At 69.3% G+C, this 14029-nt stretch carries 14 protein-coding genes; 8 read left to right on the forward strand and 6 right to left on the reverse strand.

Annotation, left to right across the window (positions count from 1 at the left end; genetic code table 11):
* Positions 1 to 14: 14 nt before the first annotated feature.
* Positions 15 to 395, reverse strand: coding sequence for an ankyrin repeat domain-containing protein (locus AB4112_RS14920; protein WP_309794336.1), 381 nt, complete (start codon positions 393 to 395; stop codon positions 15 to 17).
* A gap of 36 nt (positions 396 to 431) precedes the next feature.
* Positions 432 to 1877 carry a DEAD/DEAH box helicase family protein gene (locus AB4112_RS14925; protein ID WP_309794334.1) on the reverse strand — a complete coding sequence of 482 codons (1446 nt, stop codon included), beginning with the start codon at positions 1875 to 1877 and terminating at the stop codon, positions 432 to 434.
* A 219-nt stretch (positions 1878 to 2096) separates the two neighbouring features.
* Between AB4112_RS14925 and AB4112_RS14930 the strand changes: the two genes are divergently transcribed.
* The 3 genes from AB4112_RS14930 to AB4112_RS14940 all read left to right on the forward strand — a co-directional run bounded on the left by AB4112_RS14930 (position 2097) and on the right by AB4112_RS14940 (position 4767).
* On the forward strand, positions 2097 to 3254 hold the full coding sequence (locus tag AB4112_RS14930; protein ID WP_309794332.1) for a porin: 1158 nt from the start codon (positions 2097 to 2099) through the stop codon (positions 3252 to 3254).
* An 80-nt stretch (positions 3255 to 3334) separates the two neighbouring features.
* Positions 3335 to 4177, forward strand: coding sequence for an alpha/beta hydrolase (locus AB4112_RS14935; protein WP_309794330.1), 843 nt, complete (start codon positions 3335 to 3337; stop codon positions 4175 to 4177).
* A gap of 317 nt (positions 4178 to 4494) precedes the next feature.
* Complete coding sequence (locus AB4112_RS14940) at positions 4495 to 4767, forward strand: hypothetical protein (RefSeq protein ID WP_441720684.1); 273 nt, start codon at positions 4495 to 4497, stop codon at positions 4765 to 4767.
* 17 nt (positions 4768 to 4784) lie between these two features.
* Here AB4112_RS14940 and recG read toward each other — a convergent pair whose 3' ends face one another.
* Positions 4785 to 6866 carry an ATP-dependent DNA helicase RecG gene (gene recG, locus AB4112_RS14945; RefSeq protein WP_441720686.1) on the reverse strand — a complete coding sequence of 694 codons (2082 nt, stop codon included), beginning with the start codon at positions 6864 to 6866 and terminating at the stop codon, positions 4785 to 4787.
* Positions 6867 to 6912: 46 nt separating this feature from the next.
* Between recG and AB4112_RS14950 the strand changes: the two genes are divergently transcribed.
* Together AB4112_RS14950 and mfd are read left to right on the forward strand one after the other, a co-directional pair.
* Positions 6913 to 7200: an FAD assembly factor SdhE gene (locus AB4112_RS14950; RefSeq protein WP_441720688.1), complete on the forward strand. Its 288-nt coding sequence runs from the start codon at positions 6913 to 6915 to the stop codon at positions 7198 to 7200.
* Positions 7197 to 10682 carry a transcription-repair coupling factor gene (mfd, locus tag AB4112_RS14955; RefSeq protein WP_309794323.1) on the forward strand — a complete coding sequence of 1162 codons (3486 nt, stop codon included), beginning with the start codon at positions 7197 to 7199 and terminating at the stop codon, positions 10680 to 10682. The genes AB4112_RS14950 and mfd overlap by 4 nt, the downstream gene beginning before the upstream one ends.
* 22 nt (positions 10683 to 10704) lie before the next feature.
* Here the strand turns inward: mfd and AB4112_RS14960 are convergent, their stop codons facing one another.
* From AB4112_RS14960 to AB4112_RS14970, 3 genes are read right to left on the reverse strand one after another with little or no spacing between them, the layout of a single operon-like run.
* Positions 10705 to 11361: a DsbA family oxidoreductase gene (locus AB4112_RS14960; RefSeq protein WP_441720690.1), complete on the reverse strand. Its 657-nt coding sequence runs from the start codon at positions 11359 to 11361 to the stop codon at positions 10705 to 10707.
* Entirely contained in the window at positions 11362 to 11616 is a 255-nt protein-coding gene (locus AB4112_RS14965) for a hypothetical protein (RefSeq protein WP_441720692.1), read from the reverse strand.
* Between the two features lie 16 nt (positions 11617 to 11632).
* Positions 11633 to 12124 (reverse strand): hypothetical protein, encoded by a 492-nt coding sequence (locus AB4112_RS14970; RefSeq protein ID WP_441720694.1) that lies wholly within the window; start codon positions 12122 to 12124, stop codon positions 11633 to 11635.
* 200 nt (positions 12125 to 12324) lie between these two features.
* On the opposite strand from AB4112_RS14970, the gene AB4112_RS14975 reads away from it, so the two are divergent.
* Genes AB4112_RS14975 through AB4112_RS14985 form a run of 3 tightly spaced genes read left to right on the forward strand, consistent with a single transcriptional unit; the run spans position 12325 to position 14011 of the window.
* On the forward strand, positions 12325 to 13029 hold the full coding sequence (locus AB4112_RS14975; protein ID WP_309794317.1) for a corrinoid protein: 705 nt from the start codon (positions 12325 to 12327) through the stop codon (positions 13027 to 13029).
* A 32-nt stretch (positions 13030 to 13061) separates the two neighbouring features.
* The gene (locus tag AB4112_RS14980) at positions 13062 to 13673 is read left to right on the forward strand and encodes a DUF1638 domain-containing protein (protein WP_441720696.1); all 612 of its coding nucleotides are present in this window, start codon (positions 13062 to 13064) and stop codon (positions 13671 to 13673) included.
* A 23-nt stretch (positions 13674 to 13696) separates the two neighbouring features.
* Complete coding sequence (locus AB4112_RS14985) at positions 13697 to 14011, forward strand: virulence factor (protein WP_441720698.1); 315 nt, start codon at positions 13697 to 13699, stop codon at positions 14009 to 14011.
* The last annotated feature ends 18 nt before the right edge of the window (positions 14012 to 14029 follow it).

Below are 14029 nucleotides of genomic sequence, written 5' to 3' on the forward strand. Positions count from 1 at the left end.
GGCGGCCCCGTCCGTCAGCGGCGGGCCGGCCCCTTGCCTTCCAGCAGCTTGATCAGGCGCCGGTGCTTGCGGGCGCGGGCGATGTCGAGTGGGGTGCCGCCGAAATCATTCCGGCGGTCGGGATCGCCGCCGCGCTCGCGCAGCAGCGCCGCCGCTTCCACCTGGCCCTGCATCACCGCCTCGTGCAGCGGGGTGTTGCCGGCTTCCCCTGACGCATTCACATCGGCGCCGCCATCCAGCAGCGCCGTGATCTCGTCGATCCGGCCGCGGATGGCGGCGACATGGATCGGGGCATCCCCGAAGAGGCCGACCTGGTTCACACCGGCGAGGTCCATCCCGCTGAAATCGGGCAGGTCCTCGTCCTTATAGCGTTTCAGCACATCGTCTGCGTTCATCGCACCATTCTCACGGGATCCGGCGGGCCGGGCAAGTCAGGCCGCCTCGCGCTGCGCCGCCGCGGCCTCGACCACGGCCGCGATCGCATCGAGCATCGCGGTGTCGTCGCCGGCCATGGCCTCCATCGACGCCATGCGGGCGATCACGGTGCCGGCCACCTTCTCCTCCACCGTGCCTTCGGCATAGGTGTAGTAGATCACCGCGCGCTCGCCGTCACGGTGGCAGCGCCCCTCGATCTGCTGCAGCTGGATCGCGCTGTGGCGCATGTCGTGCACCACCAGCGACCGGTCGCGGTCACCGCCCGGCATCTCGCCGCGATGCAGCGAGATCGACTCCGTCACCGTGAACACCACCGCGTCCAGCGCGCCGGTCTGGAAGGCGACGCGGGTGGCCTCATTGGCCTCGCCGGATTGGGTGCCGTTGATCTCGCCGACGGTCCAGCCGTGCCCGCGCAGCGTCTCGGCCAACATGGCGCTGGTCTCGAGGAAGGCGACCGAGATCGCGACCTGCTGGCCGTTCCCCAGCAGGTCGTCGCAGAAATCGGCGGTGCCGGCCAGGCGCAGCAGGCTGGCCTTCTGGCGGAAGCGCAGGTCGGCGGCCCAGCCGGTGGCGCGGCGGGTGCTGCCGCCGGCCAGCCCGAGCTCGCGCCGGAACTCGCGCCAGGTGGCCTCGTAGAGGCGTCGGGCGGGGGCGTCCAGCGCGGTCGGGGCCAGCTCGCGCTGCACCTCCGGCCAGCCGGCGATGTCCTCCGGCCGGCGGCGCAGCCCGATCGCCTTCGGGCCCTTGAACAGCAGCTCGGACATCACCCGGCGGTCGGCCGGGTTCGGATCCCAACTCCAGTTCTTCCAGCGGCCCTTGGCGCGGCCGATCCGCAGCCGTTTCATCAGCGCCCGGAATTCGTCCATGCTGCCGTCGACGCCGCCGGTGGCGTGGGCCAGCAGCCGGCCGAGATAGGAAAGCTCATGCGGCGCCTGGCCGGCGGTCGCGCTCATATAGATGGCGAAGGCGGCGGCCGCGGCCATCTGCCGGCACACCAGCCCCTGCTGGGAACTCGGGTTGCGGATGCGGTGGCTCTCGTCGATCACCACGATCGGCCAGACCCGCTTGGCCGTGCCGTACTTGGCTAGCTCGTTGTTCTTGGCGCGGGTCGACCGTTTGGTGCTGACCGGCGGCGGCGCCAGCAGCGACTTGGTCTTCTCGAAATTAGTCAGGGTCACCCGCTTGGCCGCGGTGCCGGACCGGGCGATGGTGCGCCGCCATTGCGGCACGGCGCCCTTGGGGCAGATCACCAGCACCTCGTCCTCCGGCATCGCCGCGACGGCGAGCCAGGCCGACAGCGTCTTGCCCAGCCCTGTCAGGTCGCCCAGCAGGAAGCCCGGCCGGCCCTGGGCCCGCGCTGCGAGGATGGCGTCGCGCGCCACGATCTGGTGCGGCCGTGGAATGAAATCGGGGCCGTCTCCGGCAGGGTTCGAGGTCTTCATGGCTTCTTCCTGGGCCGATTCCCGGCAGGGCGGAAGGCCGTCCGCGGAAGGCTGTCGGATCCTTGTCCGAAGGAGACAGGGCCGCGGCGGGTGTTGCATTTCCGCACGGAATATTGTGACTCATATATTACAATGTTGTTTTAACTTGGTTTGGTGCAGTGCGGTCGGCATCGTCGCCACGCCTTTCCCGAAACGATCGCTTTGCGATCAGAGGTCATCATGACCAAGAGCTTACTGTGTGGGGCCGCGCTTGCGGTCGTCATGGCCGCAGGGGCGGCCCACGCCGCCGATGACACGGGCCTGCAGGTCAAGATCTCCGGCCGCCTCGGCTTCCTGGCGGGCGTGGTGATCGACCGCACCGACAACCAGAATCTCGACCGCGACTACGACTTCGAGACCGGGGCGCGGCTGCAGTTCGACGTCAAGAACGTGACCGATTCGGGCCTGGAATACGGTGCCCGCATCCGCTTCAACAATGTCGACCGCAAGAACGGCGTCACCGTCGACCGCACCTATGTCTACCTGAAGGGCGGCTTCGGCACGTTCACCTTCGGCGACGCGCCCTACATCGCCGAGGACTTTCATGTCTACGCGCAGCAGACGCTGGGCACGAATTTCGGCCTCGACACCGACTGGGGCAACGGCTTCCGCAGCCCCGGCACCTGGCTGAGCGGCAGCAACGCCTTCTTCGCCGTGGCGCCCTACCAGCAGTTCGGCGGGCTGAACGCCAAGGACACGAAGGTCAAGTACACCTCGCCGTTCCTCCTGGGCTCCTCCGGCTCCACCGGCATCTCCTTCGGTGTCGACTTCACCCCCGTGGTCGGCGGCAACGGCCATGCCGGCCCCGGCGGCGTCAACGACCTGATAAATGACAGCACGACGCTCTATGAGAACGTCATCGGCGGCGGCCTCGACTATCGAGAGACCTTCGCCGGCACGTCGGTGCGCCTGTCCGGCATGGCCTATGAGGGCAACGGCGTCAGCGGCAATCACGACCTCGAGGCCTACTACCTGGCCGGCCAGGTCGGCTTCGCCAATGGCTTCTGGGCCAGCGCCAGCTGGACGCATTTCTCCAGCACCTTCCACGCCGACAAGGCGATCGACTCGATCGTCGGCGACCTGTCCTACACCACCGGGCCGTGGCTGGCCTCGATCGGCTACGCCTACACCACGGCGGAGCGGGACAACGGGCTGAACTCGTCCTTGAACGATGGCAAGGATCTGCAGACCAGCCACAATGTGATCGGAACCCTGGTCTACAACGTCGCGCCGGGTCTCGATGCGTTCACCGAGCTGCGCTACGAGAAGGACGAGTTCCGTCAGGGCAGCGACTTCGAGACCTCGGCCCTGAGCGTCGGCACCATCCTGAACTTCTGAGCCGCAGGGGCGCGGTTGGCCGCGCCCCGACTTGTCTCCCTGAACCACATCCAACCGGGGCACCGGCGCGTATCAGACCGATGCGCGCGCTCCTCGTCTCCCTTCTCGCCCTGCTGCCGGGCGGCTGTTCGCCGCTCGGCATGCTCAACGCGGCCCTGGTCCGCGACAACGCCGTGGTCCAGGCGGACATCGCCTATGGCGCGGGGGACCGTCGGAAGCTAGACCTGTACCAGCCCCGGACGCCATCCTCGCAGCCTGCCCCAGTGGTGGTGTTCTTCTATGGCGGCAGCTGGACCAGTGGCGAGCGGCGCGACTACCGATTCGTCGGCCAGGCGCTGGCGGCCGAGGGGATCGTGGCGATCGTGTCGGATTACCGCCTGGCCCCGGCGGCCCCGTTCCCGGCCTTCGTCGAGGACGGGGCGGCCGCGGTGGCCTGGGCGGCGGCGAACGCGGCCCGCTATGGCGGCGATCCCGACCGCATCGTGCTGGTCGGCCACTCCGCCGGGGCCTATATCGCGGCGCTGCTGGCGACCGATCCGTCCTATCTTGCGGCTGAAGGCCTGCCCCTGACGCGCATCCGCGGCGTGGTCGGCGAGGCCGGGCCCTACAGCTTCCACCCGCTCACCTGGGGCCCGACGCGGCATGTCTTCGCCGGGCTGACCGACGAAGACAAGGCCCGCCCGATCGCCCAGGCCGGGCCGCAGGCGCGGCCGATGGTGCTGCTGCACGGCGCCGCCGACGGCACGGTGCGACCCAGCAACACGACGGAGATGGCGGAGCGTCTCCATGCCGCCGGGGTGCCGGTCGAGACCCATCTCTATCCCGGCCTCGGCCATGTCGGGCTGCTGCTGACCTTCTACCCGGCCTTCCGCGGCCGGGCGCCGGCATTCCGGGACTTGGTCGCGGCCGTGCGCGGCTTCTGATCCGTCACCGGCCGACCCGCCAAGTCGACATCGAGCGCCTCTGCGTCAACTCTGGATGATCAGGCGAATCCGATGGTCACGCGGAATATTTACTCAGGTATCGGGGAATGTTTGCTTATTTTTGATTGAAGAAAAATTATACATCCATCTCGCTTGAGGAAATCGATGTCACGGTCGGTTAACGAATATTTTACGGCAATTAGGTTTGAATCGTCTCCGGCGCCGAGTTCGGGAGGCTGTTCCCGGCCTCTCCGCCGCAGCGACAACCTCTGAGGTCATTGCACAGGGCCAGGGGAGGCCCGTCGGTCATGTTCAAAATGCTATTGCTCGTCTGCGCGACCAGCCTGTCGCCCGCGGATTGCGAGATCGACACCGCGATCGATGTCATCCAGGGACCGGCGACGGCGAGCCCGTCCGCCTGCGCCTTCCAGGGACAGGCGCAGGTCGCGGACACCGCCCTGCCGATCCGGCCGGGCGAGACCTACCTGAAGGTGCGGTGCATCCGGATGGTTGCGGAGGCGCTCCAGCGCATCGCGCCTGAGGCCGTCGTCCCTGGCGAAGAGGTCGCGGCCTCGGCGCTGTATCGCTGACCCGGCGGTCGGCAACGTCACCCCGCCCTGAGATACTTCGCGCTGCTGTCGTGCTCGAACAGGTACAGCAGGGTGCGCAGCGCCTGGCCGCGCGGGCCCTCCAGCTCGGGATCCTTGTTCAGGATCAGGGCGACGTCGTCGCGCGCCACCGCCAGCAGGTCGCCTTGGCTGTCGATGTCGGCAATGCGGAACTCCGGCAGGCCGCTCTGGCGCGTCCCCAGCACCTCGCCGGCGCCGCGCAGGCGTAGATCCTCCTCGGCGATGCGGAACCCGTCCTCGGTCTCGCGGATGGTGGCCAGGCGCTGCCGCGCCGTCTCCGACAGCGGCTGGGTGTACAGCAGGATGCAGCGCGACGCCGCATCGCCGCGCCCGACCCGGCCGCGCAGCTGATGCAGCTGGGCCAGGCCGAAGCGCTCGGCATGCTCGATCACCATCACCGTCGCCGCCGGCACGTTGACGCCGACCTCGATCACTGTGGTGGCGATCAAGAGGTCGATGCCGCCCTCGGCAAAGCCGGCCATGACGGCGTCCTTCTCCGCCGCCTTCATCTTGCCGTGCACCAGCCCGACCTTCTCGCCGAACATGCGGCGCAGGTCCTCGAAGCGGTCGGCCGCGGCGGCCAGGTCGATGGTCTCCGACTCCTCGACCAGCGGGCACACCCAATAGGCCTTGCCGCCGGCCGCCAGATGCCGGCCGATGCCGGCCACCACCTCGTCGATCCGCTCGGCCGAGACGGCGCGGGTGTCGACCGGGGTGCGGCCCGGCGGCTTCTCGGTCAGCTTCGACACCTCCATGTCGCCATAGGCGGTCAGCTGCAGCGTGCGCGGGATCGGCGTGGCGGTCATCACCAGCACGTCGACGCCGTCGCCCTTGGCCGACAACTGCAGCCGCTGGTGCACGCCGAAGCGGTGCTGCTCGTCGATCACCGCGACCGCGAGATCGGCGAACTCGACGCTCTCCTGGAACAAGGCATGGGTGCCGACGACGATCCGTATCGACCCATCGGCCAGGCCGGCCAGCGTCTCGCGGCGGGCCTTGCCCTTGTCGCGGCCGGTCAGCAGGCCGGCGGTCAGCCCGACTGGCGCCAGCAGCGCCGACAGGGTCTCGCGGTGCTGTCGCGCCAGGATCTCGGTCGGCGCCAGCATCGCCGCCTGCCGGCCATCCTCCACCGCCGCCAGCATCGCCAGCAGGGCGACCACGGTCTTGCCGCTGCCGACATCGCCCTGCAGCAGCCGCAGCATCCGGTTGGGCGCCGCCATGTCGGCATAGATCTCGGCCAGGGACAGCCGCTGGGCATTGGTCAGGGCGAAGGGCAGGGCGGCCTCGACCTTGGCGCGCAGCGACCCGTCACCCTTGGTCGGGCGGCCGGGCCTTTGGCGGGTGGAGCGGCGGAACAGGGCCAGGGCCAGCTGATTCGCCAGCAGCTCGTCATAGGCCAGGCGTTGCCGGGCCGGGGCGACGGGCAGCAGGTCGGCCCCATCCTGCGGTGCGTGGGCGCGGCGAAGCGCATCCTGCCAGCCCGGCCAGCCGCGGCGCTGCAGCCAGGCGGCGTCCTGCCATTCCGGCAGCTCGGGCGCCTTGGCGACGGCGTCGGCGATCACCTTCGCCAGGGTGCGGGGCATCAGGCCGGCGGTCAGGGGATAGACCGGCTCGACCACCGCAATCTCCTCGCGCTCCTCCAGCGGGCCGGTCCGGTCGGGATGCGGCATCTGCAAGGCGCCCTGGAACTGCTCGATCCGGCCGGAGACGATTCGGACCTGGCCGATCGGGAAGTTCGTCTCCAGCCAGTCCGGCCGGGCGTGGAAGAAGACGAGATCGATCGCCCCGGTCGCATCCGAGGCCCGCACCCGGTGCGGCGCGCGGGCGGAGGAGCCGCGGATATGGCCGTCGACATGCAGGGTCAGGGTGACGATGGTGCCCGGCATGGCCTCGCGCAGCGTGACCACGCGGCGACGGTCGATCACCCCGCTCGGCAGGTGCCACAGCAGGTCGATCGCCTTCGGTCCGGCCAGCTTTTCGATCAGCTTGGCGGTCTTCGGGCCGATGCCGTGCAGGGATTCGATGGCAGCAAAGAGTGGGAAGAGGATTTGCGGACGCAAGGCTCAGGTCTATATGGGGGCGTAAGTGGAGAAGCACCTTAAGCCAATGACCGAGCCGACCGATAGCGATGCGGCAGCACCGCTGCGCCGCCGACTGCGCTTCCGCAGCTGGCATCGCGGCACCCGCGAAGCCGATCTGCTGCTCGGCGGATTCGCCGACGCCACACTGGACCGCCTCGATGCGGCCCAGCTGGAGCGCTATGGCGAATTGCTGGGAAATGAAGACCCCGACCTGTGGGACTGGGTCACCGAACGTACGCCGGTGCCGCCCGAGGCCGACAGCGACGTGATGCAGCTGCTGCTCGACTACAGCCGGTCTCGGGGGCGCAAATGAGCGCGCTGGCCGAACGCACGGCGCCCGAGGCCGGCGCCCGCCACCACACCATCGGCGGCGTGCCGCAAGGCCAGGATGCGCGGCTGATCGCCGAGCTGGCGCGCAAGGCCGGTGGCCGCGGCCTGCTGCATGTCGCCAGCGACGATGCGCGCCTGCCGGCGCTGGAGGGCGCGCTGGCCTTCTTCGCGCCCGACCTGCCGGTGGTGGTGCTGCCGCCCTGGGACTGCCTGCCCTATGACCGCGTCTCGCCGAATCCCGAGACGGTGGCGGAGCGGGTGGATGCCCTGACCCGGCTGCTGGCCCCGCGCAAGCCCGACCAGCCCTTCATCGTCCTGACCACCATCGGCGCCGCGATGCAGCGGGTGCCGCCGCGCGCCAGCTTCGCCGAGGCCAGCCTGTCGGTCGCGCCGGGCGACCGGATCGATCTCGAGGCGCTGCAAGGCTTCCTCGCCCGCAACGGCTATGTCCGCGCCCAGACGGTGCGCGAGCCGGGCGAATTCGCCATCCGCGGCGGCATCGTCGACCTGTTCCCCCCGGGGATGGCGGAGCCGCTGCGGCTCGACCTGTTCGGCGACGAGCTGGAGAAGATCCGCCGCTTCGACGCGATGTCGCAGCGCACCACCGGCGAGGTCGAGCGGGTGACGCTCAAGCCGATGGGCGAGGTCTTCCTTGACGCAGCGTCGATCGCGCGGTTCCGCAGCGGCTATCGCGAGCTGTTCGGCGCCATCAACGACGACGACCCGCTGTACGAGGCGGTCTCCGCCGGCCGCAAGCAGGCCGGGATGGAGCACTGGCTGCCGCTGTTCCACGACCATCTCGACACCCTCTTCGACTACCTGCCCGACGCCTCGGTCACGCTCGACCACCAGATCGAGCAGGCGCGCGACCAGCGGCTGGCCCAGATCGCCGATTTCTACGAGGCGCGGCTGACCCACCAGGCGGCGCAGAAGAAGGCCAAGGGCGTGCCCTACCGGCCGATCCCGCCGGACCGCCTGTATCTCGACGTGGCGGAGTGGGATGCCGGGCTCGCCGGCCGGCCGGTCGCCGATTTCTCGCCCTTCGCCCCGCCCGAGGGCGGCACCGATGCCGGCGGCCGCCGCGGCCGCGACTTCGCCGACGCCCGAGCGAATCCTGAGACCAATCTCTACGCTGCCGCGCGCCAGCATCTGGCGGAGCTGAAGGCTGCCGGCAAGCGCGTGCTGATCGCCGGCTACACCACCGGCGCCCGCGACCGCCTGCGCTCGATGCTGTCGGAGCAGGGCAAGGCCGATTTCGCCGTGGCCGAGACCTGGCCGGGGGTGGAGAAGACCGACCCGCGCACCGCCGTGATGGTGGTGCTGCCGTTGGAGCACGGCTTCACCGCGCCCGACCTCGCCGTCGTCACCGAACAGGACATCCTCGGCGACCGGCTGACCCGGCCGCAGAAGAAGCGGCGCAAGTCGGACCAGTTCATCGCCGAGGTCTCGGCCCTGGCGGCGGGCGACATCGTCGTCCACCAGGACCACGGCATCGGCCGCTACGAGGGGCTGGAGACGCTGACCGTCGGCGGCGCGGCGCATGACTGCCTGCGCATCGTCTACGAGGGCGGCGACAAGCTGTTCGTGCCGGTCGAGAACATCGAGGTGCTGTCGCGTTACGGCTCCGGCGACATGGCCGTGGTGCTCGACAAGCTCGGCGGCGCCGGCTGGCAGGCGCGGAAAGCGCGCGTCAAGAAGCGGCTGAAGGACATGGCGGAGGAGCTGATGCGCATCGCCGCCGCCCGCGCCCTGCGCACCACCGAGCCGCTGCCGCCGCCCGAGGGCCTGTACGAGGAATTCGCCGCCCGCTTCCCCTATGCCGAGACCGAGGACCAGCAGCGCGCCATCGACGAGGTGCTGGACGACCTGCAATCCGGCCGGCCGATGGACCGCCTGGTGTGCGGCGATGTCGGCTTCGGCAAGACCGAGGTGGCGCTGCGCGCCGCCTTCACCGCCGCGGCCAACGGCGCCCAGGTGGCGGTGGTGGTGCCGACCACGCTGCTGTCGCGCCAGCATTTCCGCACCTTCTCCGAGCGGTTCAAGGGCCTGCCACTGCGCATCGGCCAGCTGTCGCGCATGGTCACGGCGAAGGAGGCGAAGCTGGTGCGCGACGAGCTGGCGGCCGGCACCATCGACATCGTCGTCGGCACCCACGCCATCCTGTCGAAGCAGGTCAGCTTCAAGAATCTCGGCCTCGTCATCGTCGACGAGGAGCAGCATTTCGGCGTGAAGCAGAAGGAGAAGCTGAAGGCGCTGCGCGAGGACGTGCATGTGCTGACGCTGACCGCGACGCCGATCCCGCGCACGCTGCAGATGTCGCTGTCCGGCGTGCGCGAGCTGTCGCTGATCACCACTCCGCCGATCGACCGGCTGGCGGTGCGCACCTTCGTGCTGCCCTTCGACCCCGTGATCATCCGCGAGGCGGTGCTGCGCGAGCATTTCCGCGGCGGCCAGACCTACTATGTCTGCCCGCGGATCGAGGATCTCGGCGAGGCGCACCAGACCCTGTTGGAGTTGGTGCCGGAGGTGAAGATCGCCGTCGCCCACGGCCAGATGCCGCCGACCCAGCTGGAGGAGGTGATGAGCGCCTTCTACGACGGCCAGTTCGACGTGCTGCTGGCCACGGCGATCGTCGAATCCGGGCTGGACGTGCCGTCGGCCAACACCATGGTGATCCACCGCGCCGATCTGTTCGGCCTGGCCCAGCTGTACCAGCTGCGCGGCCGCATCGGCCGGTCGAAGCTGCGCGGCTACGCCTATCTCACCTACGGCCCGCGCAAGGCGCTGAGCAAGACGGCGCAGCAGCGGCTGCATGTGATCGAGACGCTGGACACGCTGGGCGCCGGCTTCACCCTGGCCAGCCACGACATGGACATCCGCGGCGCCGGCAACCTGCTGGGCGAGGAGCAGTCGGGCCATATCCGCGAGGTCGGGGCCGAGCTGTACCAGCAGATGCTGGACGAGGCGGTGCGCACCGCCCGCGCCGGCGTCAGCGCGGTGGAGGACCAGGCCGACAGCTGGACGCCGCAGATCAATCTCGGCGTGCCGGTGCTGATCCCGGAGGTCTATGTCGCCGACCTGCAGATCCGGCTCGACCTCTACCGCCGGATCTCGGCGCTGGAGGGCCAGGCGGAGCTGGACGGCTTCGCCGCCGAGCTGATCGACCGCTTCGGTGCCCTGCCGGAGGAGGTCGAGAACCTGCTGGAGCTGGTGGCGATCAAGCGGCTGTGCCGCGTCGCCGGGATCGAGCGGCTGGATGCCGGGCCGAAGGGCGCGGTGGTCGGCTTCCGCGACAACCAGTTCGCCAAGCCCGACAAGCTGATCGGCTTCATCCAGCGCATGGCCGGGGCGATCAAGGTCCGGCCCGACCAGAAGCTGGTCTACGCGCGAAGCTGGGAAACCCCGCAGGACCGCGTCACCGGCGCCCGCAAGCTGGTGCAGCGCCTGGCCGACCTGGCGGGGTAGTTCCCGACGTCAGAGGCGCAGGCTACGCCCGTTCCGACAGCGGGGCGGAGACGGCGTGTTCGCGGGAGAGGTCGAGCAGCGGCAGGAAGGCGCTCGGCTCCTGCGCGCCGGAGACGGCGTAGCGGCCGTCGAAGACGAAGCACGGCACCGCCTGGATGCCGAGCTGCCGGGCCCGCAGGTCGGCCGCCTGGATCTCGGCGACCCCGAGCTCGCTGGCCAGGACCCCCGCCACCCGCTTGCGGTCGAATCCGATCTCGACGGCGATGCTGATCAACGTCGCCCGGTCGCCGACATCCAGCCCCTGGGCGAAATAGGCGGAGAACAGGGCGTCGACCATGCGGTCGGCCTCCCCCAACTCGCCGGCATGGCGGATCAGCCGGTGGGCCTCGACCGTGTTCGGGGTGCGGCGGATGATGCTCTGGTTCAGGGGCAGGCCTTCCTTGGCGGCGGCCTCGGCCACGACGGCGTTGATCTGCCGCATCCGCTCGCGGCCGCCGAACTTGGCGATCATGTAGCTCTGCCGGTCGACGCCGACCTTCGGCATCTCCGGATTCAGCTGGAAGGGCTGCCAGCGGATCTCCAGACCCGGCAGCGGCCTGATGGCCAAAGCGCGCTCCAGCCGGTGCTTGCCGATATAGCACCAGGGGCACACCACATCGAAGAAGACGTCGATCCGCATTCACACACTATCCCGCGCAGCGTCGCCCTTGGATACGGGATTCGTTTCCTGTGCGGCTGCCTCGCCGTCCAGCCTCGCTTCCGGATCGACGATCTCGGCGGCCAGAAGGTTGAGCGCCAAGGCGTTGCGCTCGGCCTCCAGCGCCTGGCGGTCGGTCTTGGCCCGGCGGTCCTGGCGCCGGTCCGCCGCCTGCACCACCCGCGTCAGCTTGTCCGGGTCGCGCGGCCCGCCGCCGCGGTTCTTCCATCCCGGCATGTCGGTTTCCCTCCGGTCAGGACCGTTTGGTCTTGGTCTTCACCGTGCCGACCCGGGTCTTGAGCATCTGGCGCGCGGCCCGGTACTCGGTGCGGAAGCGCAGCAACTGGCCGCACAGGAAGGCGATGCGCCGCTTCAACAGCTGGTCGGGCGCGGCCTCGCCGCCCAGGATCCGGCCGTCGGCGCCGGTGACGAAGTCGCGGATCGCCGCCTCGACGCCCGATGGCTCCAGGTTGTGCGCCAGGCGGTTGCGCAGCCGGTTCAACTTCTCCGCCGCGTCCAGGATGCTGTCGAGCGTCTCGTTCTTGATCAGCGCCCGCAGGAACTGGGTCTTGATGAAGAAGTTGATCTGCAGGCCGTCGAGCGCGGCCGGGTTCGCCAGCATCTCGTGCAGGAGGTTGTTGATCTCCTCCTCCAGCAGCAGGTGGCCCTTCAGGATGATCAGCGTGGTGTCGTCCGTCCGCGGAAAGTGGCGGAGGAAGGTGAGCAGCGAATCCTGGAGGTCCATGGCTACCATGTGGCCGGGGCAGGGGCGCATCATCCGGGGACGCCGCCCTCCTGGCAAGGGCGCCATCGCCGCGGCCGTGTCGCAAACGTGTCGCCGCCTTCGCAGTCCGGGTCGGTTCCAGGCTAGCGACGACGGGCGGCTTCCCCGCTAAATGCCATCCGTGGCTTGTCAGCGGATGCAGCCGGCGATCGAGGGCCCTCATGGCGGATGACGATATCGACCTGAACGCGCTGAACGACGAGGAACTCGTCGAACAGATGTGGGACGACCTCTATGACGGTCTCGCCGATGAGATCGTGGAGGGCGTCAACATCCTGCTGGCGCGCAAATGGACCCCCTACGACGTGCTGACCAAGGCGCTGGTCGAGGGCATGCGCATCGTCGGCATCGACTTCCGCGACGGCATCCTGTTCGTGCCCGAGGTGCTGCTGGCCGCCAACGCCATGAAGCGGGGCATGTTCATTCTGCGGCCGCTGCTGGCCGAGACCGGCGCGCCCAAGGTCGGCAAGATGGTGATCGGCACGGTCAAGGGCGACATCCACGACATCGGCAAGAACCTGGTGTCGATGATGATGGAAGGCGCCGGCTTCGAGGTCATCGACCTCGGCATCAACAATCCGGTCGAGAACTATCTGAAGGCGATCGAGGAGCACCAGCCCGACATCGTCGGCATGTCCGCCCTGTTGACGACCACCATGCCCTACATGAAGGTCGTCATCGACACCTTGAAGGAGCAGGGGATCCGCGACGACTACGTGGTGCTGGTCGGCGGTGCGCCCCTGAACGAAGAATTCGCACGGGAAATCGGCGCCGACGCCTATTGCCGCGACGCGGCGGTGGCGGTGGAGACGGCCAAGGACTTCATGCGACGCAAGCACAACCAGCCAAAGGCCGTGGCGGGCTGAGGCCCGACGCTGCGCTGGTCGAGCGGTTCGGCGTGGCCGGGGTCGCCCCCGGCCCTGATCGAACCCTGCTGATCGCCTGCGGTGCCCTGGCGCGCGAGACCCTGGCCGTGATCCGCGCCAACGGCATCGAGGACCGCGTCGCGGTCACCTGCCTGCCCGCCATCCTGCACAACCGGCCCGAGCGCATCCCCGAGCGCCTGCGCCAGCGCATCCGCACCGCCCGCGCCATGGGCTGGACCCGGATCCGCATCGCCTATGCCGATTGCGGCACCGGCGGCGGCATCGACCGGATGCTGGCGGAGGAGGGGGCGGAGCGCATCGGCGGCCCGCATTGCTATTCCTTCTTCGCCGGGGCGCCCGATTTCGACCGGCTGATGGAGGAGGAGCCGGGCAGCTTCTTCCTGACCGACTTCCTGACCCGCCACTTCCACACCCTGGTGGTCGAAGGCATGGGCCTGGACCGCCACCCCGAACTGCTGCCGATGTTCTTCGGCAACTATAAACGCGTGGTCTACCTCGCCCAGACCGAGGATCCGGCGCTGCAGGCCCAGGCGAAGGCGGCGGCGGAGCGGCTGGGCCTCGACTACGAGTACCGCTTCACGGGATATGGCGAGTTCGCCGGCTTCGTGGCGGCGTCCGCCTGACCGTTCCTCAATCGAGAGTTCCCATGCCGCAGCTCATCATCGTCTCCTGGCGCGACATCCCGAGCCAGGTCACCGCCAAGGCCGGCCGGCGCGACCAGGCCAAGGTGCTGCTGTCGCAGCGCTTCCAGGACGCGATCGACCGCGCCGCCATGCGCGGCAAGGCGCGCGATGCCGACAGCTATCTCGAGGAATGGAAGAAGTCCGAGCCGGTGGAGTGCGGCGACGACCTGCAGGCCGAAGCCGACGCGGCGGCGGCACGGATCGAGGCAGCCTATGACGCCGCCCGGCTGAAGGCGCTGGTCGAGGCCGGCGGTGTCGAAGGCGGGGAGAGCGCCTGACGCGCCTGTGGCAGGCGA

The organism is Inquilinus sp. 2KB_23, assembly GCF_052115705.1.
Lineage (GTDB): Bacteria > Pseudomonadota > Alphaproteobacteria > DSM-16000 > Inquilinaceae > Inquilinus > Inquilinus ginsengisoli_A.

What these genes read in the sequence shown, in the direction of transcription:
- AB4112_RS14920 (WP_309794336.1), bottom strand. Translation starts at nt 395, where the DNA reads ATGAACGCAGACGATGTGCTGAAACGCTATAAGGACGAGGACCTGCCC.
- AB4112_RS14925 (WP_309794334.1), bottom strand. Translation starts at nt 1,877, where the DNA reads ATGAAGACCTCGAACCCTGCCGGAGACGGCCCCGATTTCATTCCACGG.
- AB4112_RS14930 (WP_309794332.1), top strand. Translation starts at nt 2,097, where the DNA reads ATGACCAAGAGCTTACTGTGTGGGGCCGCGCTTGCGGTCGTCATGGCC.
- AB4112_RS14935 (WP_309794330.1), top strand. Translation starts at nt 3,335, where the DNA reads ATGCGCGCGCTCCTCGTCTCCCTTCTCGCCCTGCTGCCGGGCGGCTGT.
- AB4112_RS14940 (WP_441720684.1), top strand. Translation starts at nt 4,495, where the DNA reads ATGCTATTGCTCGTCTGCGCGACCAGCCTGTCGCCCGCGGATTGCGAG.
- AB4112_RS14950 (WP_441720688.1), top strand. Translation starts at nt 6,913, where the DNA reads ATGACCGAGCCGACCGATAGCGATGCGGCAGCACCGCTGCGCCGCCGA.
- mfd (WP_309794323.1), top strand. Translation starts at nt 7,197, where the DNA reads ATGAGCGCGCTGGCCGAACGCACGGCGCCCGAGGCCGGCGCCCGCCAC.
- AB4112_RS14960 (WP_441720690.1), bottom strand. Translation starts at nt 11,361, where the DNA reads ATGCGGATCGACGTCTTCTTCGATGTGGTGTGCCCCTGGTGCTATATC.
- AB4112_RS14965 (WP_441720692.1), bottom strand. Translation starts at nt 11,616, where the DNA reads ATGCCGGGATGGAAGAACCGCGGCGGCGGGCCGCGCGACCCGGACAAG.
- AB4112_RS14970 (WP_441720694.1), bottom strand. Translation starts at nt 12,124, where the DNA reads ATGGACCTCCAGGATTCGCTGCTCACCTTCCTCCGCCACTTTCCGCGG.
- AB4112_RS14975 (WP_309794317.1), top strand. Translation starts at nt 12,325, where the DNA reads ATGGCGGATGACGATATCGACCTGAACGCGCTGAACGACGAGGAACTC.
- AB4112_RS14985 (WP_441720698.1), top strand. Translation starts at nt 13,697, where the DNA reads ATGCCGCAGCTCATCATCGTCTCCTGGCGCGACATCCCGAGCCAGGTC.